At 30.1% G+C, this 26,708-nt stretch carries 28 protein-coding genes; 16 read left to right on the top strand and 12 right to left on the bottom strand.

The window, feature by feature from the left end; genetic code table 11:
* The 9 genes from V6251_RS11305 to V6251_RS11265 form a co-directional block, all read right to left on the bottom strand.
* Positions 1-916 (bottom strand): contractile injection system protein, VgrG/Pvc8 family (locus V6251_RS11305; RefSeq protein ID WP_341588315.1); only part of this gene is annotated, 916 nt, incomplete at its 3' end.
* Between the two features lie 5 nt (positions 917-921).
* Complete coding sequence (locus tag V6251_RS11300; protein ID WP_341588314.1) at positions 922-1,698, bottom strand: hypothetical protein; 777 nt, start codon at positions 1,696-1,698, stop codon at positions 922-924.
* A gap of 104 nt (positions 1,699-1,802) precedes the next feature.
* On the bottom strand, positions 1,803-2,255 hold the full coding sequence (locus tag V6251_RS11295; RefSeq protein WP_341588313.1) for a hypothetical protein: 453 nt from the start codon (positions 2,253-2,255) through the stop codon (positions 1,803-1,805).
* Positions 2,255-2,836: a L,D-transpeptidase gene (locus V6251_RS11290; RefSeq protein ID WP_341588312.1), complete on the bottom strand. Its 582-nt coding sequence runs from the start codon at positions 2,834-2,836 to the stop codon at positions 2,255-2,257. The genes V6251_RS11295 and V6251_RS11290 overlap by 1 nt, the downstream gene beginning before the upstream one ends.
* Before the next feature lie 197 nt (positions 2,837-3,033).
* Positions 3,034-3,429 (bottom strand): type VI secretion system tube protein TssD, encoded by a 396-nt coding sequence (gene tssD / locus V6251_RS11285; RefSeq protein WP_341588311.1) that lies wholly within the window; start codon positions 3,427-3,429, stop codon positions 3,034-3,036.
* A gap of 89 nt (positions 3,430-3,518) precedes the next feature.
* Positions 3,519-3,905 carry a type VI secretion system tube protein TssD gene (gene tssD, locus V6251_RS11280; protein ID WP_339809348.1) on the bottom strand — a complete coding sequence of 129 codons (387 nt, stop codon included), beginning with the start codon at positions 3,903-3,905 and terminating at the stop codon, positions 3,519-3,521.
* A 152-nt stretch (positions 3,906-4,057) separates the two neighbouring features.
* Entirely contained in the window at positions 4,058-4,936 is an 879-nt protein-coding gene (locus tag V6251_RS11275; protein ID WP_341588310.1) for a TssN family type VI secretion system protein, read from the bottom strand.
* A gap of 9 nt (positions 4,937-4,945) precedes the next feature.
* Positions 4,946-5,845, bottom strand: coding sequence for a hypothetical protein (locus V6251_RS11270; protein WP_341588309.1), 900 nt, complete (start codon positions 5,843-5,845; stop codon positions 4,946-4,948).
* A 21-nt stretch (positions 5,846-5,866) separates the two neighbouring features.
* Entirely contained in the window at positions 5,867-6,865 is a 999-nt protein-coding gene (locus tag V6251_RS11265; RefSeq protein ID WP_341588308.1) for an NlpC/P60 family protein, read from the bottom strand.
* A 166-nt stretch (positions 6,866-7,031) separates the two neighbouring features.
* On the opposite strand from V6251_RS11265, the gene V6251_RS11260 reads away from it, so the two are divergent.
* From V6251_RS11260 to V6251_RS11230, 7 genes are all read left to right on the top strand, one after another.
* A complete protein-coding gene (locus V6251_RS11260) occupies positions 7,032-7,460 on the top strand; it encodes a GPW/gp25 family protein (RefSeq protein ID WP_339809352.1) in 429 nt (142 codons plus the stop codon).
* A 21-nt stretch (positions 7,461-7,481) separates the two neighbouring features.
* Positions 7,482-9,320 carry a type VI secretion system baseplate subunit TssF gene (locus V6251_RS11255; protein ID WP_341588307.1) on the top strand — a complete coding sequence of 613 codons (1,839 nt, stop codon included), beginning with the start codon at positions 7,482-7,484 and terminating at the stop codon, positions 9,318-9,320.
* 69 nt (positions 9,321-9,389) lie between these two features.
* Positions 9,390-10,397: a PKD domain-containing protein gene (locus V6251_RS11250; RefSeq protein ID WP_341588306.1), complete on the top strand. Its 1,008-nt coding sequence runs from the start codon at positions 9,390-9,392 to the stop codon at positions 10,395-10,397.
* 9 nt (positions 10,398-10,406) lie between these two features.
* Entirely contained in the window at positions 10,407-11,567 is a 1,161-nt protein-coding gene (locus tag V6251_RS11245; RefSeq protein WP_341588305.1) for a hypothetical protein, read from the top strand.
* A 10-nt stretch (positions 11,568-11,577) separates the two neighbouring features.
* On the top strand, positions 11,578-12,273 hold the full coding sequence (tssD, locus tag V6251_RS11240) for a type VI secretion system tube protein TssD (RefSeq protein WP_341588304.1): 696 nt from the start codon (positions 11,578-11,580) through the stop codon (positions 12,271-12,273).
* A gap of 1 nt (position 12,274) precedes the next feature.
* Positions 12,275-13,888: a hypothetical protein gene (locus V6251_RS11235; protein ID WP_341588303.1), complete on the top strand. Its 1,614-nt coding sequence runs from the start codon at positions 12,275-12,277 to the stop codon at positions 13,886-13,888.
* 322 nt (positions 13,889-14,210) lie between these two features.
* Positions 14,211-14,795: a hypothetical protein gene (locus tag V6251_RS11230; RefSeq protein WP_341588302.1), complete on the top strand. Its 585-nt coding sequence runs from the start codon at positions 14,211-14,213 to the stop codon at positions 14,793-14,795.
* Between the two features lie 156 nt (positions 14,796-14,951).
* Here V6251_RS11230 and V6251_RS11225 read toward each other — a convergent pair whose 3' ends face one another.
* The 3 genes from V6251_RS11225 to V6251_RS11215 form a co-directional block, all read right to left on the bottom strand.
* Positions 14,952-15,377: a hypothetical protein gene (locus V6251_RS11225; protein ID WP_341588301.1), complete on the bottom strand. Its 426-nt coding sequence runs from the start codon at positions 15,375-15,377 to the stop codon at positions 14,952-14,954.
* 104 nt (positions 15,378-15,481) lie between these two features.
* Entirely contained in the window at positions 15,482-16,147 is a 666-nt protein-coding gene (locus V6251_RS11220; protein WP_341588300.1) for an outer membrane beta-barrel protein, read from the bottom strand.
* A 94-nt stretch (positions 16,148-16,241) separates the two neighbouring features.
* Positions 16,242-16,976, bottom strand: coding sequence for a Crp/Fnr family transcriptional regulator (locus tag V6251_RS11215; RefSeq protein WP_341588299.1), 735 nt, complete (start codon positions 16,974-16,976; stop codon positions 16,242-16,244).
* Between the two features lie 51 nt (positions 16,977-17,027).
* Here V6251_RS11215 and V6251_RS11210 point away from each other — a divergent pair, with 51 nt between their 5' ends.
* The 9 genes from V6251_RS11210 to V6251_RS11170 all read left to right on the top strand — a co-directional run bounded on the left by V6251_RS11210 (position 17,028) and on the right by V6251_RS11170 (position 26,690).
* Positions 17,028-19,400: a heavy metal translocating P-type ATPase gene (locus V6251_RS11210; protein ID WP_341588298.1), complete on the top strand. Its 2,373-nt coding sequence runs from the start codon at positions 17,028-17,030 to the stop codon at positions 19,398-19,400.
* A 185-nt stretch (positions 19,401-19,585) separates the two neighbouring features.
* The gene (gene ccoS, locus V6251_RS11205; RefSeq protein ID WP_028283025.1) at positions 19,586-19,789 is read left to right on the top strand and encodes a cbb3-type cytochrome oxidase assembly protein CcoS; all 204 of its coding nucleotides are present in this window, start codon (positions 19,586-19,588) and stop codon (positions 19,787-19,789) included.
* Between the two features lie 2 nt (positions 19,790-19,791).
* A complete protein-coding gene (gene ccoN, locus V6251_RS11200; RefSeq protein ID WP_341588297.1) occupies positions 19,792-21,987 on the top strand; it encodes a cytochrome-c oxidase, cbb3-type subunit I in 2,196 nt (731 codons plus the stop codon).
* A 6-nt stretch (positions 21,988-21,993) separates the two neighbouring features.
* Positions 21,994-22,185 (top strand): CcoQ/FixQ family Cbb3-type cytochrome c oxidase assembly chaperone, encoded by a 192-nt coding sequence (locus V6251_RS11195; RefSeq protein ID WP_145001367.1) that lies wholly within the window; start codon positions 21,994-21,996, stop codon positions 22,183-22,185.
* Positions 22,182-23,144 (top strand): cbb3-type cytochrome c oxidase N-terminal domain-containing protein, encoded by a 963-nt coding sequence (locus tag V6251_RS11190; RefSeq protein WP_341588296.1) that lies wholly within the window; start codon positions 22,182-22,184, stop codon positions 23,142-23,144. Before V6251_RS11195 ends, V6251_RS11190 begins: the two co-directional genes overlap by 4 nt.
* 10 nt (positions 23,145-23,154) lie before the next feature.
* On the top strand, positions 23,155-24,579 hold the full coding sequence (gene ccoG, locus V6251_RS11185; RefSeq protein ID WP_341588295.1) for a cytochrome c oxidase accessory protein CcoG: 1,425 nt from the start codon (positions 23,155-23,157) through the stop codon (positions 24,577-24,579).
* Between the two features lie 12 nt (positions 24,580-24,591).
* Complete coding sequence (locus V6251_RS11180) at positions 24,592-25,038, top strand: FixH family protein (protein ID WP_341588294.1); 447 nt, start codon at positions 24,592-24,594, stop codon at positions 25,036-25,038.
* A complete protein-coding gene (locus tag V6251_RS11175) occupies positions 25,039-25,740 on the top strand; it encodes a sulfite exporter TauE/SafE family protein (protein WP_028283031.1) in 702 nt (233 codons plus the stop codon).
* Between the two features lie 125 nt (positions 25,741-25,865).
* Positions 25,866-26,690: a universal stress protein gene (locus V6251_RS11170; protein ID WP_341588293.1), complete on the top strand. Its 825-nt coding sequence runs from the start codon at positions 25,866-25,868 to the stop codon at positions 26,688-26,690.
* Positions 26,691-26,708: the final 18 nt, after the last annotated feature.

Below are 26,708 nucleotides of genomic sequence, written 5' to 3'. Positions count from 1 at the left end.
AAGTGACACCAGGATTATCACTAACTCCGTTTAGTTGTACTTGTTTGATCTCGATAGCCTTTTTTTGAGCTTCGATACTGCTGTCTAAACGTTGTTTAGATTTAGGATCGTTATACAGATTGTGCCATACTTTGGTTTCTTTATTAAAAATGGTATTTGCTTTATTAGTCACAAAACCACTATATCCATTGACGCCAGAAGTAACTTCTTTAGCATCTTTTTCGTGTATTTGATCTAATAAATAATCGTTAGAAAAATATTTGTAGTTGTGTGATTGTGGTAACAGGCTTAAGTGGTATTCTTTTAAATCAAAACCATAGGTAAGTGTTAGTTCCTTGTTGTCAGGTGTTCCAAATACTAATTGCGATCCATTGTAATAAAACCATTCGCCATATTGCGCTGCTAGTCTGCTAGCATAATCATAAGCACTTTCATTATGTTGTACAGAGTAGTGTAGGGTAGGGTTGTTTTTTGGTTGTACTAGGACTTCTAGTTTAGACTTGTCATAGTCGTTAAAAGTTTTTTCAATAATTTCAGACAAAGAGACGTCGTTATGCGAGGCGTAATGTGGACCATCATCTGCAAGAAAACTTGGGCTTTGAGCTTTAATCACGACACTGTCTCCAGAGCTTGCTACATGACCTTTTATGGTTTTTACTTGCGTGACAACACCTTTAAATTCTAATTCTTTATAACCACCAAAAGCATCTAATGATCGGGTTTGTATGGTCAGTGTTTCGCCTAAAAAGTTTTTACTAGACTCGCCAAGAGATAAGGATAAATCTTCCAACACATCCATACGACAAACCAGCTCTAGCATATGGTGTGCATCTATTTGTTGATGTAACGTTATTCTTTTAAATACTGGTATTTCTAGTCCTCCTATAAAAAGCGTTGTTGTGGTTTGCAGTGCCATAATGTTTAATTGGTTGAGTTAACAAATGTGCCATTTTCGTAATTTAATGTTATGATTTTTCCAGATTGTTCAGTAAAACCTGTGTCTTCACCATCTTTAAGGTTTGGAACCATCTCTGGATATGAGATTTGTTTGGTTTTTGTATCAAAAATAGGTTTTGTTTTGTCTGCTCTTGATTTTGTAAAGACCAGTTTATCTTTACCATCAAAACATGTATTACAATCTAAAATTTTTCCATCAGAAAAATTTAAAAGCCTATAAACATAAAAATCTTGTCCACTACCATGAGTGCCATATCCTTTAACTAAATATGCGTTAGGTTCAATATCTTCAATTTCAAAATGAATTATATCAGTAAATAAAGGGTTTTGAGCATTGTCATTTTCTAGTCTTAGAAATCCAGAAAAAGAATTGTTATTTTCATTATATTGATAAGCAGAATTATAAATGTGCCAAGTACCACCATTTAATTCGTCCCAAGAAAATATTCTTAATTTTTTATCTTTAGAAGTCGTTAAATGTATTGTTTTTACTAATGAATCAAATGGAATAGTTGCACTTTCATGATTACTTAAAGTAGTTAGTAAGGTTTTTTTAAACCTATTTAAAATGGTGTCTCTAGCTTCATTTGCTGTAGCAGCATAATCATGTCTATTATCAGAAAATTTAGTATAAATTTCTGATAGTAATATATCTTTCTTCTTAAAATCGGTTTGTGAACTAATTTTAGTGTTACAACTTAAAAGCACTGTAAAAGCAATAAAGACTACTATATTTTTCATTTTGAAAAGATATTTTTAGCTTTAACATATCGCCAAGTAGTAACTCTTTCTAGTGCTTTTAAATATATATATAATTTATTTATGCTTTTTTGTGACATAAGTTTCTAATTATTAATAATAATATTTGCAATATTATTTATACAGATGTTTTTGTATATTTTTTTAATAATTTTATTATTGTCTGCTATGAGTAAGATATTATTGTTAATCTTGTTTTCTTTAGTAAAGATTCCATAAATGCCGGCTATTTTTAAATCAGAAATAACAATTATATCTACATTATTATTTTTCAATTCTTGCCAAATAATATCATCAATTTCTTGATTATAGCCTTCTTTTATATTATCATTTTCTGATTTAAAAAAAACAGCTATTTTTTCTTTTTTTAAGTCTAAAAAAGATAATTTATTATTACCTAAAGGATAAAAACCTGGTAATTTGTCACCTATTTTCAGTTTTTCAGTTTTTTCTATAGATGTTAACATGTCACAATTATTGTCTTTTTTACAAGAAAATAAATTGAATATGATAACGATAAGTACTATTGTTTTTTTCATTATCTCTTAACTGTTATTTGGCCTACTGAATCAGAATGGCCTAGTCTTGCTTTAATTAAATAAGAATAGATAGTATCCCATTTTTCAATATCTTTGACTGTTACACAACCCGCTGAATAATTACCGCAATGTAAATAAACATCTCCTACGCCACTAAAGTAACCTAAAGAGAACCATGTTTTTGCATAAGTTGCTTTGTCTGTATAAGAAGCTCCACCACTATGAGGATGGTCAGGTATTTTTATATCATGAACACCTAAAGGAGTGGGTGTAGTTGGGTAAGTAATTGCTTTAAATTTACCCAAACCAACAACTTCAAGAAGCTCTTGGCTTCTATAAAAAACTATTTTTACTGAAGCAGTTCTTGGTGGAGAACCTTTTTTTATATAAGAACCTCCAGTGTTTTTAATAGATGCTTTTTGACCACTAAAAACGCCTTCTTTTATTATAAAATAATCTCTAGTATCACTTTTTGTTAATTCTATTTCGAGATATTCAGGTAAAGCTTTTATGTCTCCATTTGAAAACTTTGCATTAACCCAACCATCATCAGATTCTTTTATGTAGGCAATTTGTGTCATTTAATATGATTTGAAAAATATGGGAATTATATTGCTATTGAATACAAATAAGAGGCTATAAAATTTATTGTTTTATAGTTTTCTCAATAATAATAAAATTTAAAACTTAGTAATATTGAATTATCTATATGTCAACTCAAATACCTTTTTTTTGTTTTTTATTGGATTTCACCTTTGTTTTTCCATGGTTCATGGTTTTATACTTTATCAGGCCAGTTATTTTTAAAGGTCGTATCTTTTATAGAGATTTCTTTAGCTGATATTACAATATGCGTTTTAAGTGGTTCATCACTTACAGCATCAAAATCTTCTACATAGTTAAGACAATAAGCATCTTTAAACTTGATTGTTTTTAGGCTAGAAAGGTTGTCTCGTTTATAAAATATAATTTCTCCACTTTTTGTCATGTTGGAAGAAATCATCCATTCTAAAAAGTCTGTTTTGTTTGTTGATTCTATAAGGATAGTAATTTGTCCTCCTCTAGGTCGTTGTGATGGTCTTCCTGTAAAATCTGCACCTTGTTCAAAAGCAAAGGAGCATTTTAAAACATTCATGGTTTGATCATCAATTGTTAATTTTGATAAAAATGACATTGGGCTATATTTTTAATGGATTAAACAACAAAGGAAGTGTTGAGAACACTTCCTTTGTAATATTATATGTAAAAAAAATCAGGTATTAATTATACCCAATCATTTACGTGTTCTCCATTACCAATTGCAATTCCTTTAGCAGATATTACAAAAGATTCTGCCATAGGATTTTTACCTGTAGCATCAAAATTTTCATGATATTTAACCATGTAACCTTCTTGGAACTTTAACTCCTTAGCAGTTGCTTCTGTATCTCTTTTTAAGAATACGATAGAACCATCTCTACGCTCGAAGTTGTTAAACATCCAGTCTGATAGACTTGTGTCTGCAGTTGACTCTACTACTAATCTGATTTTCCCACCTCTTGTAATAGAAGAAGGTCTTCCAGTAGCATCTGTTTCTTGATGTAGTTCATAAGAACAGCTTAATACGTTGTACTCTTTTCCTCCTACTTTTAATTTTGCTTTAAAAGACATAATTTGTAAATTTTAATTAATAATAAATATTTAAAAGACCATTATTGGCTTACCCCTAAATTACTTATTACTTAAAAGGCTGACAAATTTAATTCGATTTTTTAGACGAAATACAAATAATAGAGGTTTAAGTGTGTTATTAGATATAAATACTATTCATTATCAACACGTTGACAAATGATAACATTATCTTCTTTGATGTTGTTTCCAGAGATTGTTTTATTAAAGTTAATGTGCTTTAATCCACTCCACCAATTAGGTTTGAAGTAAAATATCCATCCTTGCGGTTCGTTTTCTATTTCGTTTAAAAAGTTGATTTTACTTTCGGGATGTCTTTCGTTATAGTCATTGATAAAAAAGTAAAATAATTTTCCAAATTCCATAGCTTCTGGTGCTTTTACCCTAAAATTAGTTATATCACTACGATGTTCTTGTTTTTTAAATTCAAAACTAATCACTAATGGATCTTTAAGCTCTTTAGCTGTGGGATCTTTTATGTTTTCGTGTAATGGATACAGCCATTTTTGATAAATTGGAACTGGTATTAATATTGCAAAGTGGTAAAGTTTGTATATTAAAAATGGTATTATAAAGGTTAGGGAAGAGGCTAGGTATAAAAACTTAAAAGGTTCTCTAAATTTATTTACAACGTTAAAAAAAGCAATTAAACCTATGCAAAGTATAGCTATACTAAATAAAAATGGTGGAAAAAATGAGGATTTATCTTCTATTAGGTCTTCAAAATAGGTGTTTATAATATATAAGTGTAAACCGCCTAATGCTACAAATAGTAATTGTATACCTATATAGCTACTTAGTGGTGTGTCATTTAATACTTTGCTAGAACTTACTAATCCTACTAATGCAAACGTTATTAATGTAAAGATTGCATATAAAATGGCTTTCTTTTTATTTTTTGTAAATACTGCTCGTAATTTGGTCACTAATATCATGATTAGTGATCCTACTATAAAAAAGATTAAGCTTAGTTTAAAAGCATCTCCATTAACTATACTACTAAATGATCCCATTTTTAATTTCTAAATACTGGTTGAATATCCCATTATAGAGGTTTGTTTTTTACTTAAAACAAATCCTTTATCGTTGTTTGTGATAATTTTTGTTACCACGTCTAGCTCTAAAGGTATGAAATAACTATAAAAGGAGTTTAAAAATTGATTAACTCCATCATTATTTACAAATACATCTGTATCACTGTCCTTCAAAGGTCCTATTGTAACTTCCAAAAAGGGTTGTAAAACGTCAGATTTTTTAGATTGTGTAACTAAATTAACTCCAAGTTTATTTGTTTCTGATTGTGTTTCTAGAGACTGACTTTTATACGCTATTTTAAATGTTACCTTTTGTTTTATTATTTTTTCTAAACTTCGTTTTGTTAGTTCTAAATCTCCAGATATAACAGCACTATAAGGTAGTAATTTAATAAGTTTTAATTGGTATTCTTTGGGTATGTCTTGATTAATATTCCAGAATTTTATTAAAAACTCATCCTCTAAATTATAAAATTCATCTAAAATGCGTCTTTCGTTTTCTTCAATGTTTAATCTTTGATTAAAAAATTCGTTTTCAATAGGACTAAAAAAAAGTCTTGCATTTTTTTCTTCTTCTTTATATTGTTGACGCTTAAAAGAAAAAGATTTATTACGATCACTTAATTTTTCTATATGAAAAAAAGATTCTGGTAAGCTATCATAAATTCCGTTTCTAGATAAATCTAAAATAAAATGTTCTGCATCTTCGGATTTATTAACTTTTAATATGTCTCTTCTGTATGGTCTAGAAAAAGAACTTTTGTTTTCAATTAAAAAATCAACTTTATCTTTTTTGTTTTTATTAATTTCAGTAACAATAATCTCAGCTTTTAGATTATGGTACGTTGTGATTAACTCTTCAAAGATAGATTTAAGTTCTGTTTCCAATATAATTAGTAGTAAGTAAGATTAGTTATTAATTCTTCTGCCACTTTCGTAATATCTTATTTTCCAGTATTTATCTGTTAAGTCACTAATTTTAACTCCGCTTTTACCTTCCGTTCTGCTACTGCTAGTTGCGTGTACAAATTTATTATTATGTAAATATACACCTACATGAGAGATTGTTGGAGCTATATCATCTGAGTCAGTACCAAGACCGACAAAGAAAATTAAATCGCCTTCTTTTAAATATTCTTTACCTGTAAATTTATCGGTATTTTTAGACTCGTATTGTTTTTCTGCTGTTCTTTCAATATATCTATCAAATGCTTTTACATTTAATAATTGCGTAAAAGAGGAGCAGTCGATACCATCTTTAGTTTCACCACCTAATAAATATGGCGTTCCTTCCCATTCATCTATAAATTGATATAAAGCTTTGTTAGTTAGTTGCTCCACAGGAACATCAAGAATTTTAGCATATTTTATTTGCGCTTCAGATATGGTTACAACGTCCTCTTCAGCAGGTTTTGCTGCAGGTAATAATTTTGTTGTATCGTAATAAACAACTTCGACAGAGTTTTTTTTCTGTAATTTTCTTTCTTTTTTTGCTAAAAGCTTTTCTTTAGCTTTTCTTTCTCGCTCTAGCTCTTTGGCTATTTTGTAGTCTATTTTAGCTTGTCTATTTCTTTTTTTAGCTTCTTCTTTGGTTATTTCAAGCTCAACTTTATCTATTAAAATTTGCTTGTTTTCTTCGGATTTTATCAAAAAATATATTGTTTCAAATCCTTCTTTAGTAACGGTAACTACATGATCACCAATTGGGATGGAACGCGTAAATTTAAAGTTTCCGTCCGAGTTTGTTTTTACAATTAAATCAGTGTTTTCAATAGTTACTGTTGCATTATCAACAGGTACATGGCTGTCTTTTTCTACAACTAGACTTTCAAAATTAAAATTTTGAGACGTTGCCAAAGAAATAAAACCTAAAAATGCTATTAAACAGGAGAATTGTAATCTATTCATAAAATTTATTTTTTTTTGATAACACTAAAATATAAAAAATATTAGTTTTAAAAATTATAATATCGAGCAATTTTAATTAATAATTGATAAAGTGCAACAAATGACCCTTAATCGGTTTTAGTTTGCATAATTTATTTATGTATTTTTGGGATTAAATACTTTTAAAATGAATAGCAATTACTTTTCACTACCCTTTGACACTAAAAGATTGATGGTAAATAAAGCACATGATAAATGTAGTATTAAGGAGTCTATTTCTCATAGCATTCATTTACTAACTACATCTTATTTTGGGGAGTGTACGTTTGATGACACTTTTGGTTGCTCTATTTGGAATGTTGATTTTGACAATTTATCAAGTGTTAATAAAATTAAAAGTGTCATATCAGACTCTTTATTGGAGTCGCTTAAAAATCATGAAAAGCGTTTAACCAATGTTTATATTGATGTAAGTATAAAACAAGAAGAAATTACGCAAAAAGAGAGTAGTATTGTTAAAAAGAAGGTGTCATTAAAGATTATAGGAAAAGTTAAAAAGACAAATGAAGATTTTATGTACAAGGAATATTTTTACATTGGACCTTTATCTTACTAAAACACATTTTTATACAAAAGAATGAAAGAAAATAGTAAAGAAGAAATAAAAAATAGAATGTTAAAGCGTGCAGCTACACTTTGGGGTGTGCCTGCAAACGAAATTGACATGTCTTTTGATCCAATAGTATCACTTTTAATAACAGCATGCGCAGCTGAAATTGAAAAATTATCTAGTGATATAGATCAATCTCAAACACGAATTACCGAAAAGATAATTCAGTTAATGACTCCAGAATATATTTTTGGAGCTAGACCATCTCACGCTATTTTACACACTAAACCAACAGAGCCAATTTTAAAAATTAACCCTAATTATTTATTTAATTTTAAAAAGAAAGTGTCTTACAAAAATGTGTCAGAAAACTTTAAAGACATTTATTTTTCTCCAGTCCAAGATTTTAATCTTATTAATGCAGATGTAAAATATATTGCAACAGGAGGTAAAATTTCTGAAATAACTTTAAACAAACAATTATTACCTATTTTTAATGCAGGTAATCATGCTGCTTTGCCAGAATCTACTATTTATCTAGGTGTAACTTCACCAGAAAAAGAGTTGTCCTTAGAGGATGTTTCATTTTATTTTGAACAACAAGACACTAAGCTAGATAAGGTGTTTTATCATCATTTAAAAAATACAGAATGGTATGTTAATGATTTTAAAATTAAAACAAATCAAGGATTATTTAATAGCGAAAAAACTAACGAATTAAAGCTTAACAGTATCTTTAATAAAACCTCTGATAAAACACACAATATAGAGGAGTTGGTAAGAAATAATTATAGCAAACATTACATAACGGTTAAAGAATCCTTAAATGGCATGACTGCAATGGAGTCTTCTTTTACAGAGCTGGATACATTAATAAAAACTAATAAAATTAAACTTGAAGAGGACGTACGATGGATTAAAATTGTATTTCCAAGAGTTGTTAGTAATAAAATGCTAGAAACTTTATACTGTACTTGTAATGCAGTACCAGCTATTAACCGAAAAATAAATAGCTTTACGTATCAAATGAAGGAGTTTATTGATATAATCCCAATAAAAACGGAAGACTTATTTTTAGATTTAAAATCAATAACTAATACCAACAATGTTAAGTATAAAGCTAATAGTAAAGACGATTCCAATACTGACAAAGGAACATTTTCTGTAAGAACAGATAATATTGGTAAATTAGACAATAAAAAAGCAAAAGAATACATTGCACATTTGATAGAGTTATTAAAAGATGAAAGTGCATCATTTTCATTTTATAATAATGACTTTTTATTTAAAAACTTAAAGACACTAAATCAATTAATTTCATTATTAGAAAATAAAGTATCAGAGCTGTCACACCAAATAACAGAAACAACTTACATTACTTTAAAACCGTTTAAAAAGAAGGAAACTTTATTGGTAGATTATTGGACAACCAATGGTAAAGATGGTAATAATGTAAAATCAGGAAGCGATTTAAGTGTTTATAACGGTATAGGGATAAGACAAAAAAGTAGTATGCTGCTTACTACAAGTCATGGTGGGAAAAATGATTTAAGCATGAATGAGCGTTTAAATGCTTACAGGCGGTCGTTATTATCCAGAGATCGTATAGTATCTAAAGAAGACGTTAAAGCGTTATGTTATGAAATGTACAATGATAAAATAAAAGCAGTAAACGTAACCAAAGGTTATACCACAGATATAGCCTTAAATAAAGGATTATTACAATGTATAAACATAGAAATAACTCCAAATACAAACGTGCATACAGAAGCTAATGAATGGGATGTTATTAATAATAATTTATTATTATATTTAGAAAAGCACTCAGTTAGTATTTTTCCTTACAAAATAAAAATGTTAGAATAAAGTCAATTTAGTCAAGCACAAATAAAACAAATAGTTTAAGTCAATAAATTATAATTTTTTAAAGTAGACATGAGTAGTCAACCAACAATATCAAAACATTTAGACAAGACCGTAATCCGTCTGTTTATCGTAGTATTTTTAATTTCGGCATCTGTTTTTGCTTTTAGATATACAAAATACAAGCCTTGCGAAGAGGTGGATTTTAGAGTGCTATCTAAAGAGTTAAGACAAGGCGAATTAATAAAATTTGCAGATTATACTGATAACGCAAATAGTTGGGAATGGAAATTTGGAGACGACTCAGAAGTATCCACAAGTAAAGAACCACTTCATATTTATAATAAACCAGGAGAATATACAGTTAGCTTATTGGTTAATAATATTTGCGAAAAATTGGAAGTAATAACAATTAATGAAAAATTATTTGTTATTGATTCCACTAAACTTCCTAAATTTAAACTACCTAGTACAATTGATTTTGGAGAAACAATAACGGTTAAAGACGAGACAGAAAATGCCTCGACTTGGGAATGGTACTTTGGCGAAACTGGAAATGCAAATTCTACTAGTAGACGTGCAGAATATAAGTACAAAGAGCCTGGATTGTATACTGTGTCATTGGTAGTAAATGGAGATATGAAACATATTTCTAAAAAGAAAATTAACGTTTTACCTACAGAAGACGAAACCAGCAAGATTGAAGGAATAGTCACCAACACCAAAACGCCTAGAGTAACAAAGCGTAAGCCTTTAGATGAAATAAATAAAAATAAAGAAGAAGATAACGCATCTAAAACAAAACCTAAAGCGGTACCTTTTATAAGTGATGGCGATTTTAGAAATAAAATAATGCTTATATCTGAAGAAAAACTAAACGCTAATGCTTTTTCAGAATATTTATGTGGTGAAATAAATAAATCCATAGTAGTTAACGGAAAAACAACTACATTTTTAGTGTTTTGTGAATCTATTAAAGGGAAAAATTTAAAAATTAGAGATTTAACAGTTTATAGAGATAAAGGGTCTAACTGCATAAAGACAGTAACTATTAACCATAGAAAATTTGGTATCTTTTAAAAATAATATATGAGTTCTATGTCAGAAAATAATTATAGAGTCAATTGGATTGATGGAATGAAAATTAATAAAAATCATTTTATTGAGTCTGAAAATGCACTTATTTCAACAATAAATAATGCAGTTAAATTAAATATTACACCTAATAATTATGGTTTATTACCAAACTATAATGATGCCGATAATGCCATAGATGTAATAATATCTTTAGATGGTCAAGATACTATAGAGGTTGTTGTAAACAAGTGTGTTGCTGTAACTTTAGGTGGTTATCAAATTAATATTACTAATCAAACAAAAGCCTTGCTTGAACAATCTGGTTATGTATTAAAACACCAATATACTTTAAGCGAAAATGACACAGAGTGGTTTGTGGTAATAAAGGTTAATCCTTTTAAAACAATTCCTGTAGGTAATGCCGATCCAGAAGAGGAGCCACCACGTCATCCAAATACTTTACCAGAGTATACAATAGATGTTTTGCCTAAATCCGAAACCTCAAAAAAAGAGTTAGGGCTTTATCATTTAACCATTGGTAAAATTGTTTTGGTAGATGACAAACCAGTGTTATCGGAAGATTTTATCCCACCATGTAGCTCAGTACAAAGTCATGGCGATTTAAAATTTACATATTCAGAATTAGGTGCATTTTTAAATCAAATGGAATCCTATTCTATGCATATTATTCAAAAAATATATCAAAAAAAACAAACTAATGATTTAGCACATATGGTATTGCATTTGTCGCAAAGAACATTACAATACCTAAATGATAATATTTCAAACTTTAGATTAGAAGATAAAAATAATCCACCAATTAATATGATTACTAAGCAAGTAAGCTTAGCTAGAACAATCAAAAGTAGTTTAGATGTATATGTTGGAACAGGTAAAGAAGATCTTTTAAACTACCTTACGGACTGGTGTGATTTAAACCAAGGCGCATTTGAAAACGTACTTATAGATATGATAGACTTAGAGTATGTGCATACAGATGTTAATGCAGCTTTATATAAAGTGTCTTCATTTACAAGATTGATGCTATCATTATTTAAAAAATTAAACGAGTTAGACTACATAGGTAAAAAATCAGACTCCAATATTTTTGTAAAAGAAGAGGTGGTTGATAATCCAGAGGTTAAGAGTAGAAGAAGCTTTTTATTAGATTAAAATATAATGTATGAGTTTTTTAGCAAAATTATTTATAAATGACGAAGTAAGAAACATTCTTAATGCAAAACAGGTGTTTTCTAGACTTGCAGATGTCAATGGTAAACCAACAACCAAACCGTTAGGTAAGCAACTAGAATTTAGTTTGGAATCCACCAAAGACGATAGTTTTTTATATCATAACATGTTTTCTCCTACTAGCAGTATAAAAGGAGAAATAGTGTTTTATAAACGAGACGGATTAAGTACGTTATTTAAAATAGAATTTGCTAATGCATATGTATTAAGACTTTCAGAACATTTTGATGCTTCAGGAGCAAGTCCAATGCACATGAATATTTCAATTGGTTGGGGAATCATTAAAATGAGAGGTCTTTTACATGAAGAAACCTGGAACCCAAACAATCCATTTGTAAATATTGATGAAACAAAACGAGAAGAAAAAGAGAAAAAAGTAACAAGTTACACCATAACTAATACAGATGGTCAGGAACTTGAAAGCTATAAAATAGGCGATATAATTGTTTTAAATATCGAAACTTCTAATAGGATAGGAGACGCTATGACTATTAGTTTAGATGATAAATCTCACGATTTTAAGTATAATGGACAAGTATTACATAACGATACCATCAAGGATTACATAATTACTAGTGATTCAGAAAAAATACAACTAGAAGTTATTCAACAATCAACGCAAAATTAATATGGGACAAAATACTTTTAAAATAGCGTTTGAAGACGGAGTAACTAAATCAGCTTCAATAAATATTATAAGCCCTAAAGACGTAATTATGTTTGTGGCTGGAACAACAGACCCAATAAATACGACAGCTGCAAACCATCAATCCAATAGGGATTACTGGAGAAGTACAAAAGCCGATTTAAAAAACCTCAGAGCAAGTGTCAAAGAGTTTAAACCTCAATTTAATGACTTACATATCGAGGACGAATTTTTTAGCTGGTCTGGTGATAATAATAATACAGATAGAACTACAGGTGCTAATAGGCTTTTAGATTTAATATATAGACTATATCCTAATTGGAAAAATGAAGATATATATTTTCATTTTATCGGACACTCTCATGGTGGAAATGTTATAAACGAATACACTAACGTGATAGCTAACGATGGTAGTTTTCCGGAAAAATGGAAAGTAAAATCTATAACCTATCTTTCTACTCCTTTTTTTAAAGAACAACATCAGCTAAATGCAAAAAACTTGCATCCAGATTGTAAAATAATTAATGTTCATAACAAATATGATATTACACAACGTTTTGTTGCAGATTTTTCTTTAAAAAATCTTGAAATTTTACTTGCAGATTTTAATAAAGAAGATTTCAAAGCTGGATTGGAAAGAATTGAAGAAACTAACTTTACTGCGTTTGATCATTTGTCAGATCTTGTAATTAATAATCACACAGAAGGTCCTTTTCTTTGGCAACAAGCCACAATTTTATTAGATGGTATTGAGCAAGTTTTAACTGTTTTAATAAATAAAGTCAATTGTCTACAAACAACAACAATTTTTGCTCCTCAAAAAGTAGAATTACTAGGTCATTTAAGGCAACTTCTTAATTGGGCAAGTACACAAGGTGGTGTGTTTGAAAGAAATCAAAATAATAGAGATGGAGGTTATGGTCGTTCAGAATTTTTTGATGACATCGATTTAATTGGTATTTTAGGAATTATTAATGTTTTATTTGAAATAGATAAAAATGAGGATAGTAGTTATTTATTAGGATTATTAAATAGTATATCTCAGACGGACGAATCTGGTATCGTGGATAGGATAGATGATACATCATGGTCTCCTAAAAAGCAGGTCAATAATAAATTTGAAATTGTAGACATTCCAATATATACACAAGACCCATATCATTCTAAAAATAAACAATCAGATTACGATGCATTTATCAATGGTATTGAAGATGCAGTTAAAAACAATAAAAACGATATTAGAGAAGTTGCAATGCGTCTTTTAAGTCAACTGATGACACCAAATTATTTAGGGAAATTAGATACCGTTATAGATACCTTAAATACTTTGGCTATTATTAATTTTGGAGCTTTAGATACAGCATTAAAACTAGCTATGAGTAATTTTAAAAGCTATCGTAGTTTAATTAATAAATACAATAAAAACTTAGTAACTGACAAAGATCTTGCTAATAGTAAACTAGAGGTTAAACCAGGCTCTTTAGTTTATTTAGCTATTAATGCACATAGCTTAAGCCACACAAAACTATTTCCAGAAGTAGAACAGGCATTAAGGGATAGTTTTGGTTCAGGTATAAATCCAGGTTTTAAAAACTAATTACAATGTTTAAAAATAAATATGTAAACCTATTATTTTGGTTGTTAATCAGTATTACTATTTCTATTTTATTTAGATATTTTCAAACCCTAGATTCAAAATCTGTAAAATTTGCAAAACAACTAGTCATTTTTCTAGTAGGATTAAGGGTTGGCGTCATTAGTTTTATTCCTTTTATTCTGGTAAACAATTACTTGAAAAAAGCTAATAACGTGTCAATAAATGTTTTACGGTTGTCTATTTTAATTGCTATTGTTATAATAGTTTCATTAATACATGATCATTTGTTTTAAATAATAACTTTTAATTAAAGTTTGATATAATGAAACAGTTAGCAGTTATAATACCATTTATAGTTTTTAATATAACACTTGCACAGTCGACTAGACAAATAACTAAAGATTTTGATGGAGACAAAAAAATGGACACTGTATACATAGACAGTGACTTAGATAAGCTAATATGCGTGTTGTCTTCAAACAATTATAAAAAAATAGAAAGCTTAAAAATTAGAAGTCTAAATTTTGGAAACACTTTGGTGGAAACTAAAAACGGATTCCAGTTTTGGAATGATTATGGTCGCTCTGGTTGGATAAATGAGTTTGAATATAACACCAATGTAAAAAAAATGCAACTCATTAAAATCTATCGGACAGATTATGATTTAGATAGACATACGTATGGAGATCTAGTTAAAAACGGTAGTGGAAGATCAAGTGTAGACTTGAAATCTAATACGTATATAGGTGATTTTTATGATGTCTATAACGGTAAATTAAGAAAGCTACCAACCATAACAAAACAAATGATATTTACAGATACCTTTTTATATTGTTTTAGTGATGATATAAATTTTGAATTTGAAAAAAAGTGCCTTCTATTTTATGAGGAAGCAAAAAAAAATTAGAACTATAGTAATTTAGTATATCGTTATTGTCTATTGTTAGTTACAAGATTTAGGCACTAAGTTGAAAAATAAATTACAGATAGAATATTTCGTAAGAATTTTTGCAGGTAGGCTAGAAACCAGCAATTAATTATACTTATTGTTGTACAACGTTTTTTATTTTTTTTGATACTGATGAAAATTTCCTCTTGGTAAATATATCAGTGTCATGTTTTTATCAGATATATAATCAATTCCATACTTCAACGTATCAGATTTATGCGATAAGACTAAACCTCCACCAATTATTGAATTGTCCTCATCAAAAACACTTTCAGTAATCAGATAATCATAAATGTCATCTGAATCAGTTTTTGCATTTATGTATTTAAAAATCCACTTGTTGTCTTTAATCTCAACACTTGATAAGGAGTCAATAGTACTTATCCAAATTCCGTTACTAATCGAATATTCCTTTTGTTTTATATCGACTTTAACTTTCGATTCAGTAGAATCAATTGCAATTTGAGCCTGTTCATTTTTAGTCACATTTTTGCAACTTATAAAAACTATAAATAATGTCGTTAAAATTCGGGTTTTCATTGTTTGGTCAAAATGTTGTACAATTACTAATTATTATTAAAAATAAAATCCGTTTAAATCTAATGTTAGATTTAAACGGATTTTATTTTTTTAACCTGTAAGCTTTAGTTTAGGATAAACATAACACCAAACTGTGCAGTTTGAAAAAAGTTGTTAAGTACGTTTATATTTGCATTTAGCGTGTTTATAGGTTTAGCATCATCAGCATCTATTTTTTCTGATGTGTAGGACACAACATCAGCTAATGAGAACGAGATGATTATCTTATCATTAACAAAGTAATTTAAACCTAAATTTAAATTGGCGTCTATAACATTAGTTTTCACTTCGTTATCTATATCACCATTTACATCTACAAATCGCTTTTTCATCCCGTAATTACCGCCTAATTCTCCATATGTAAAAAAACGTTTTCCTAATTGTAAAAAGTAGTAACGTGCAAATATTCCTGGAGAATAATAGGTAGTTTCAACCTTTCTAACAACATCAGTATTAGTGTCTGGATCTGGATCAGGAAGTGTTGTTGTGTTAGTCTCTAATTGATAAGATCCCTGAATACCTAAAGCTAACTCATCAAGTATAAAATAACCTACTTTAGGATTTAGTCCTAACGTTGTAATCTTATTTTGGGTTGTTTGATTATCTATAGTAGAGTATTGGATGTTACCCTCAATAAAAAGCTCTTTGTGCATAAAGCCAAAAACTTCATCTTGTGCATTAACGTATAAAAAAGAAAATAATAAAATCGGAAGTAGTGTAAGTCTTTTCATATATAAAATTTGAATTGTAAATATAAAGAAAATCCATTGTTTAAAACAAGAGCAAATACGTATTTAAGTATTAATTTTAAGTAAATATTAAAAATTACTCTACACGTTTTAAAGCTTGCTCATCTTCAATTTTGATTTGTTTTCCTTTTGTACTAATTAATCCTTCTTTTTTAAATTGAGATAAAATCCTAATAGCACTTTCAGTCGCTGTGCCAACAATACTAGCATAATCATCTCTAGATAGCGTTAAGGCTAAATAACCATCTGCATCATTATCAAATTTGTTTTTAACGTACACTAAAGTTTCTGCTAAACGTTGCTTTACAGTTTTTTGGGCCATATCCACAAGACTATCATCCGCATCTCTTAAATCCTGAGCCATTCGTTTTAAAAGATCCATCGAAAAATTTATATTTTTCTGTAAATCCTCTAAAATCTCTTGTTTAGGAATAAAACAAATTTGCATATCATTTAAGGCAACAGCAGTTAAGTTAGAACTTTCATTGCTAACCAAGGAGCGTTGTCCCATCATACCGCCTTTTACAGATAATTTGACGACTTGATCTTTACCGTTTTCGCTTAATTTAGTCAGTTTACAAACGCCTTCTCTGATGCAATAAATACCATTTAAAGCTTCGCCTTCTCTAAAAATTATTTCACCTTTCTTTACTACTCGTCCAGTTTTGCAAGCAGATACTCGCACCAATTCATCTCTAGTTAGTGTGTTTAAACTATTAAATTGCCTGACAATACATTGTTCACATTTACTCATACCTAATTTTGTTGCAGTATACCAAAAGTATACAATACCTGATATGACAAATATCATATAATAATTGATGTCAAAGTGTAACCTTTGTTACAGGTAAAAGAGCAAATTATGGAATCAAAAGTATGTTATCATTGTGGCGATAATTGTACAGATACAACAATACTAATAGAGGATAAACCTTTTTGTTGTCAAGGTTGTAAAACAGTTTATGAAATACTGTCCGAAAGCGACTTAACGTGTTACTACGACTTACAATCGTCTCCAGGAGCAATACCAAAGGAGATAGAAGGGAAGTACGATTTTTTATCGCAAGATAAAATTATAGAAAAGCTTGTAGCGTTTGACGACGGTAAAACTCAAATAGTTACACTTTATATTCCGCATATTCATTGCAGTTCGTGTATATGGATTTTAGAAAATCTTAATAAACTTAATCCAGCAATTTCTTTATCACAAGTCAATTTTGGTAAAAAAACAGTACGCGTTTCATATAATACCACAGCTTTTTCACTAAAACAATTGGTCCTTCTGTTAAGCTCTGTTGGATATGAGCCATACATTAGTTTGGACGATTATAAAACAGGACAAGAAAACGTCAATCGTAGTTTAATTTATAAATTAGGTGTTGCAGGTTTTGCTTTTGGAAATGTGATGTTTTTATCATTTCCTGAATATTTTGAGGTAAACGAGTTTTGGTTGGAGCAGTACAAGCATGTCTTTAGATGGATTATGTTTGCTTTTTCATTACCAGTTGTGTTTTATGCAGCTCAAGATTATTTTATTTCGGCTTTTAAAGCTATAAAAACTAGAATATTAAATATAGATATTCCAATAGCTTTAGGCGTTGTTGTTTTGTTTTTAAGAAGTACTGCCGAAATTGTTTTTGACATAGGTTCTGGTTTTTTTGATAGTTTAACTGGATTAGTTTTCTTTTTATTATTAGGAAAGTTTTTTCAGCAAAAAACCTATTCGTTTTTGTCTTTTGAGCGCGATTACAAATCGTATTTTCCAATAGCAGTTACTAAAATTTTTAATAATGAAGAAGTGCCAGTTCAGGTATATGACATAAAAAAAGGAGATCGATTATTAATTAGAAATCACGAGTTAATTCCTGTCGATGGTATATTAATTAACGGAAACGCAAGAATAGATTACAGCTTTGTAACAGGTGAGTCTGAAACGGTTAAGAAAATTTCTGGCGACAAGTTATTTGCTGGTGGTAAACAAACCTCTGGTGTCATAGAAATGGAGGCCATAAAATCTGTAGAACAAAGTTACCTGACACAATTATGGAGTAACGATGTTTTTAGTAAAAATAAAGAGGATGGTTTTACAACCCTAACCAATGCGATTAGTAAACGTTTTACAATTGCTGTTTTAAGTATTGCCTTTATAGCTACAGCATATTGGATGTTTGCGGATAGCAGTAAAGCTTTAAATGTCTTTACAGCAGTATTAATTATAGCTTGTCCATGTGCAATAGCTTTAGCAGCTCCTTTTACTTTTGGTAATTTGTTACGTATTTTTGGAAAAAAGAAATTTTACCTTAAAAACGCTTCGGTTTTAGAACAGTTAGCACATATCGATACTGTTATTTTTGATAAAACAGGAACCATTACATCTAATAAAAAAAGTGATGCTAAATATGAAGGTGTGCCATTAAGTTTAGATGAGGAAGTATTATTGAAAAATACCTTAAGAGGCTCAAACCATCCTTTAAGTAGAGGGTTGTATGATATTTTAAAAGATAATGACATTGTAACCTTAGATTATTTTGAAGAACATTTAGGAAAAGGTATTGAGGCGTCTCATGCGACCCAAAATATAAAAATTGGTTCGGCTAAATTTGTAGGTTTTAATAATGATAGTACAGTTTTAAATACTGCAGTACATATTAGTACAAATAAAGGTTACAAAGGAAAATATACATTTTACAATAGTTACCGTAAAGGCTTGTCTAAGTTGTTTAACAAACTTAAAAAGCACTTTGACTTAGTGATCTTGTCAGGAGATAATGAAGGTGAATTAGAAAACCTTAAAAAACTATTGCCTGCTAAAACAAAAATGCTATTTAATCAGAAGCCAGATGATAAGTTAGAGTATATTAAATATCATCAATCAGAAGGTGCAAAAGTATTGATGGTTGGAGACGGTTTAAACGATGCTGGTGCTTTGGCACAAAGTAATGTTGGAATAGCAATTTCAGAAAACGTTAATGTGTTTTCTCCTGCTTGTGATGCTATATTAGATGCTACAAAGTTTAACCAATTGTATCAATATATAAAGGCTTCTAAAAGTGCTATAAAGATTATAAAATGGAGTTTTTTATTATCATTATTCTACAATGTTATTGGTTTGTATTTTGCAGTAACAGGACAGCTAGCTCCTGTAATTGCAGCTATTTTAATGCCTTTAAGCTCGATTAGTATAGTCATATTTACAACACTTGCAACCAATTGGATTGGACGTAAAATAAAGTAAAGTTTATTTCAATTTTTTGCTTAGTGTTATTACGTGTTGCAAGTTTTCCGCGAAAGCGAAAAAAAAATCTTAATAAAATCTTAAAAAAAATTTTGAATTTAAGTTCAAAACTTGGTTAAACATGATAAATGTCATCTTTTAAACAAGCCTACTAAATTACTTTTGTAGCATAACTTCTAATAGGTATGAGTGTTATATATATTTTACTAACAGTAAGCATAATTATCGCGATTGTGTTTTTTACAGCGTTTATAATGGCTGTTAAAAATGGACAATTTGATGATGGTTACACACCATCTGTAAGAATGCTTTTTGAAGACGAATTGGTTAAAACGCCAATCAAAACAATAAAAAAAACTAAAATCAAAAATAAGACTAATCACAATTAATTATGGAAATGCAGCAATTTTATTACGATAACAAGATTGTTAAAAAGTTTCTTTACGCTACTATACTCTGGGGAGTTGTTGGTATGCTTGTAGGACTCCTTTTAGCGTTTATGTTTTTATTCCCAAATATGACAGATGGGATTTCATGGCTTAGCTTTGGTCGTTTAAGACCATTACACACCAATGCGGTGATTTTCGCGTTTGTGGGTAACGCTATATTTGCAGGAGTGTATTACTCGACACAACGTTTACTTAAAGCTAGAATGTTTAGCGACTTGTTAAGTAATATTAATTTTTGGGGATGGCAATTAATAATTGTTGGAGCTGCCATTACGTTACCTTTAGGTTATTCGACATCTAAAGAGTATGCCGAGTTAGAATGGCCTTTTGATATTGCTATTGCCTTAATTTGGGTTGCTTTTGGTGCAAACCTTATTGGTACAATGTTAAAGCGTCGTCAACGTCACTTATATGTTGCTATCTGGTTTTACATCGCGACGTTTGTTACTGTTGCAGTATTACATATTTTTAATAGTTTAGAGTTACCTGTTAGTTTAACTGGTATGAAAAGTTACTCGGTTTACGCAGGTGTACAAGATGCCTTAGTACAATGGTGGTATGGACATAATGCGGTTGCCTTTTTCTTAACAACACCGTTTTTAGGATTAATGTATTACTTTGTACCTAAAGCTGCTAATAGACCTGTGTATTCATACAGACTATCTATTGTACACTTTTGGTCGTTAATCTTTATTTATATTTGGGCTGGACCACACCATTTATTATACACAGCTTTACCAGAATGGGCTCAAAATTTAGGAGTTGCATTTTCTGTAATGTTATTAATGCCTTCTTGGGGAGGAATGATAAATGGATTATTAACGCTTCGTGGTGCTTGGGATAAAGTACGTGTTGATCCAGTACTTAAATTTATGGTTGTTGCAATTACTGGTTATGGTATGGCAACATTTGAAGGTCCAATGTTATCCCTTAAAAACGTAAATGCAATTGCACACTTTACAGATTGGATTATTGCACACGTGCACGTTGGTGCATTAGCGTGGAATGGGTTTTTAACATTTGGTATGATTTACTATTTAGTACCAAAATTATTTAAAACAAAATTATACTCATTAGCATTAGCAAATCTACATTTTTGGATAGGTACTTTAGGTATTATTATGTATGCCTTACCAATGTATGTAGCAGGTTTTACACAAGCTAGTATGTGGAAGCAGTTTAATCCTGATGGAAATTTAAAATATGGTAACTTTTTAGAAACTGTATCAGAGATTATACCAATGTATTGGATGCGTGCAATAGGTGGTACGCTATACTTAACAGGAATGTTAATCTTAGTCTTTAACGTTGTTGCAACTATTAGAAAAGGTAGTGTTGTTGAGGATGAATTAGCAGAAGCTGCTGCGTTACAACGTGTATCTAAAAAACGTGTATCTGGAGAAGGATGGCACACATGGTTAGAGCGTAAGCCAATAAGATTAACTATTGGAGCAACTATCGCTATTTTAATTGGAGGTATTGTGCAAATTGTACCAACAATTATGGTTAAATCTAATATACCAACTATTAGTAGTGTTAAACCATACTCTCCATTAGAGTTAGAAGGTCGTGATATATATATACGTGAAGGTTGTGTTGGATGTCACTCACAAATGGTTAGACCATTTAGAAGTGAAGTAGAGCGATACGGAGAATATAGTAAAGCAGGAGAGTTTGTATACGACCATCCATTTTTATGGGGAAGTAAGCGTACAGGTCCAGATTTACATCGAGTAGGTGGTAAGTATAACGACAACTGGCACTTTAACCATATGTATGATCCACAAAGTACCTCTTCAGGTTCTATTATGCCAGCTTACAAATGGCTAATTGATAACACTTTAGATAAATCTCAAATTGAGGCTAAGATGGAAGTTATGGTAAAACTAGGTGTACCATATACAGAAGAAGATATTGCAAATGCACAAGCGCAAATGTTAGAACAAGGAACGCAAATTGAAAAAAATCTTTATAGTGATCCTGATTTTGCAAAAGCTTATGAAGATAGCAAGAAAAACGGAGGAGCAGATTTTGTTGAAATGCGTAATCGTGAAATTGTAGCTGTTATAGCTTACTTACAACGTTTAGGTACAGATATAAAAGTAGACACAGTAGAAGAAACAACAGTACAAAAATAGAACGTCATGTTAAAATTTGTAAAAAATCATTTAGACAGTATTGCAGGTGTAGAGATATATCCAATATTTTCATTACTTATATTCTTTGGTTTTTTTGTAGTCCTTTTTTGGTGGGTAATTACCGCTAAAAAAGACTACATCACCACTGTAAGTAATTTACCATTAGACTTAGATAACCAAAACGAAACCGAATTATGAGACATTTAATTCCATCATACGTCAGAGTACCAGCTGTATTCTTTATTATTTTTGGATTAGTAGAGTTTTTTGTAGACTCAGGAGACAAACCAGCTTTTTTAGAGTATCCAATAATCATGTTATTTTTATTACTTGTATTAGTGATACTGATTGCAATAGAAGGGATTGTAGGCTCTATTGAAAACGTACTATTTCAAAGTTTAGATGAAGCAGGTAAACAACGCTATTTAGCTAGTCAAACTAAAGTCCCTCAATTTACTAAGTTAAAGGCTGTTTATGCTAAACTTAAAGGTGATGAAAAACCAATCGAGGAAGAGCACGAAATTATTTTAGACCATAACTACGATGGTATTAAAGAGCTAGATAATAACTTACCACCATGGTGGTTATACTCATGGTACGCATCTATGGTATTTGCTGTAATTTACTTGTTTAATTTTCATGTTACAGGATCATCAGACACACAATATGAAGAGTTAGATAATGAGTATGCACAAGCAAAAATTGAAATTGAAGCATACAAAAAAACTGCTAAAAACTTAGTGGATGTTAATTCAGTAGTACTATTAACAGATGCTTTAGACTTACAAAACGGTAAAAAAATATTTACAGAAAACTGTATCGCTTGTCACATGGCAGATGGTGGAGGAGGAATTGGACCAAACCTAACAGATAAGCATTGGATTTTGGGTGGAAGCATAAAAAATGTATTCCAGACAATCTCTGAAGGTGGACGTTCTGGTAAAGGTATGGTATCTTGGAAAAAGGATTTAAAACCAGTAGAAATGGCACAAGTAGCAAGTTATGTGTTGTCTTTACAAGGTACAACTCCTGCTAATCCTAAAGAGGCAGAAGGTGATCTTTGGCAACCAGAAGGTGCAGAAGATTTGCAAATACCATCAGAAATAAAAGATACAGACGTTTTAGAAGTAGAGAAATCTGTTTCAATGAACAATTAATACAAATACAATGGAAGCTCCAGATAACGAGAGTTTTAGAGACTCAATAGCAACTATAAACGAAGACGGTAAACGTGCTTGGGTATTTCCAAAAAAGCCAAGCGGAAAGTTTTACGATTATAGGAAAATAGTAAGTTATGTTCTTTTAGCCTTTTTATTTGCAGCTCCATTTGTTAAAATTAATGGTAACCAGTTTTTACTATTTAATGTATTAGAAAGACGTTTTAATATTTTTGGTTTTCCGTTTTGGCCTCAAGATTTTCACCTATTTGTAATCTCAATGATTATTGGTGTTATCTTCATTACTGTATTTACAGTTGCATTTGGTCGTATATTTTGTGGATGGATTTGTCCACAAACCATTTTTTTAGAAATGGTTTTTAGACGTATCGAATACTGGATTGATGGTGATAGAGGTGCTCAAATGAAATTAAAGAGAACCAAATGGACACCAGAAAAAATCAGAAAACGGGTTTTAAAACATTCCATTTTTGTTATCATTTCCTTTTTAATAGCTAATGTCTTTTTAGCTTATTTAATAGGTAGTGATAAGCTATTAAATTACATAACAGAAGGACCATTTAAGCATTTAAGTACTTTATTTCCGTTGCTAATTTTTACAGGATTATTTTACTTTGTATTTTCTTGGTTTAGAGAGCAAGTTTGTATAATCGCTTGTCCTTATGGACGTTTACAAGGTGTATTATTAGACAATCAATCTATAATTGTTGCCTATGACCATAAACGTGGAGAAGGTGAGAATGGACGTAAAAAGTTTAGAAAAAACGAAGATAGAGAAGCACTTGGTCATGGAGATTGTATCGATTGTATGCAATGTGTACATGTATGTCCAACAGGAATTGATATTAGAAACGGTACACAATTAGAGTGTGTAAACTGTACCGCTTGTATAGACGAGTGTGATGATATAATGGAAAAAGTAGGCTTGCCTAAAGGACTTATACGTTATGCAAGTGAAAATAATATTGAAAAGAAAGAACCTTTTAAATTTACATTAAGACTTAAAGCCTATGTTGTTGTCTTATTTATACTAACAGGTGTTTTAATTTCAATGTTACAGTTACGAAACGATGTAGAAGCACGTGTTTTAAGGTTACCAGGTCAATTATTTGAGCATAAAGCTGATAATATAATAAGTAATGTTTTCACCTATAAACTTGTAAATAAAACAACTCAGGCTATTGATAATGTAAACTTTAAACTTAAAAAGTATAAAGGAACCATTAAGTTAGTATCTACAGATAATAGCTTTTTAGTACCAGCACAAGGCTTAGCCGAAGGAACTTTATTTATAGAGCTTGATCAAGGTGCTTTAAAAGAGGATAAAACTAAGCTAACCATTGAGGTGTATAGTGATACAAAATTAATCGAAACTACAACAGTTAACTTCTTAGGACCTAGAAGCTACAATTAAACAGATTAGAAAATGAAATTAAATTGGGGAACAGGAGTAGTTATAGCATTTATACTATTTATAAGCTTTATAATGTATTTTGTTATAGCCATGAATACAGATAAAAATCTGGATCATGATTTGGTTAATGATAATTACTACAAACAAGAATTAGAGTATCAAAACGATATTAATAAAGAAAAAAAATCTAAAGAGCTTGACTCTAAAATAACCTGGAAAAAAACACCAGAAGGTATGCTAATTAGTTTTCCTTCAGAGTTAGACTTCAGTAATATTAAAGGTAAAGTGTTCCTATATAGACCATCTAACAAACAACTAGACTTCGAAACCACAATTTTGTTGTCTAGTCACAATTTGCTCATACCTGACAAACGTATGTTAGATGGTCGTTGGAACATTAAAATAGATTGGAATTACAAAGGTACCAATTACATGTTTAAAGAAGACGTCTTATACTAAATGTTAATTACAGCAATCATATTTGGATTATTAGGAAGCTTTCACTGTGTTGGTATGTGTGGTCCTATTGCCTTTATGTTACCTGTTGACAGAAGTAATTCTTTTAAAAAAATAACACAAATTGGCGCTTATCATTTTGGTCGTATTTTAGCTTATAGTATTATAGGTTTAATTTTTGGGGTCATTGGTAAAAGCTTGTATATATTTGGATTACAACAAAAACTATCTATCGTTATTGGGGTTTTAATGATTATAGTAATCCTTTTTCCTTATAAAAAATTAGGTCAAAATTTTATAGTAAAGCCTATTTACAAAGCTGTTGGTTTTGTAAAAAAACAAATGGGTCAAGCCTTAAAAAAGAAAACCACAGACACCTTTTTAACCATTGGCTTTTTAAATGGATTTTTACCATGTGGCTTAGTCTATATGGCAGTTTTTGGAGCCATAGCAACAGGTAATGCTTGGCAAGGTGGTTTATACATGGCTTTTTTTGGTTTAGGCACCATCCCATTAATGACCACAGCAATTTACTTAGGTAAATTTTTAAACGCTCAGGTAAAACAACGCATACAAAAAGCAATTCCAGTGTTTGTAGTAGTTATTGGCGCCTTATTTATTTTACGTGGACTAGGACTTGGTATTCCGTACATTTCTCCAAGTCCAGTGGTAGAGATGGTTAACAGTGCAATTGATTGTCATTAATAAACCGTTTTATTTTAACGCTTTCGCGGAAACAAAGCCAAGCCAACATAATACTATATTTACAAAAAGGTCTAACTAATATTTTGTAAATTACAATACGCTAATTCAACCAAAATCAGATTATAATGCAAAATATATTATTACTTACAGATTTTTCTGAAAGCTCTAAAAATGCTATAAATTACACCTTGCAATTGTTGCAATCTAAAACCATTCAGTTTCATTTGGTATATGTACATAAAGCATCAGCATTTACATCTGCAGATTTAATGACAACTGGTAATGCTAACTTATATGCTTCAATAGTAAAATCGCCTAAAGAAGATTTAGAGGATTTAGCAGCAGCACTTCATTTAAAATATAAAAATGACAGACATACATTTTTAACTCACATTGATTACGATGTGTTTACAGATGCAGTCAATCAAATAATCACACAAAACGCTATAGATTTAGTCGTAATGGGAACAAATGGTGTGACTGGAGCAGATGAGGTTGTTTTTGGAAGTCACACTTTACATGTTATACGTAATGTATCTTGTCCAACATTAGTTGTGCCTAAACACTTTAAGTTTACTAAACCAGAAACGGTATTAATTCCGTTGGACGAAAAAGATGTATTAAACGAAAAAAGAGTACAACAAATCGTGAACCTAGTGGACAAGAGTACAAGTAAATATCATGTTTTACGAATAACCGAAACTGCAACTTCAGACCAAGAAGATTTAAAATTATTAAACAAACTATTACACACAAATAATTTTATTTATCATCAAGTTGTTAGTGTACCTATGCATCATGTAGTGGATACTTATTTGCAAACTAACACCATAGACTTTGAAGTGTTTATAATACAAAAAACTAGCTTTTTAGAACGTTTGTTTGTGGGATCTCCAATAACAAAACATAGTAAAATAGCTAGTGTTCCTTTATTTGTATTACACGACTAATAATAGGGGTGTGTTTAA

Origin of the sequence: Olleya sp. Ti.3.14 (assembly GCF_038154885.1) — a bacterium.
Taxonomy (GTDB): domain Bacteria; phylum Bacteroidota; class Bacteroidia; order Flavobacteriales; family Flavobacteriaceae; genus Olleya.
The sequence above is the reverse complement of the archived record's forward strand: the minus strand, read 5'-3'. Positions and strand labels throughout refer to the sequence as shown.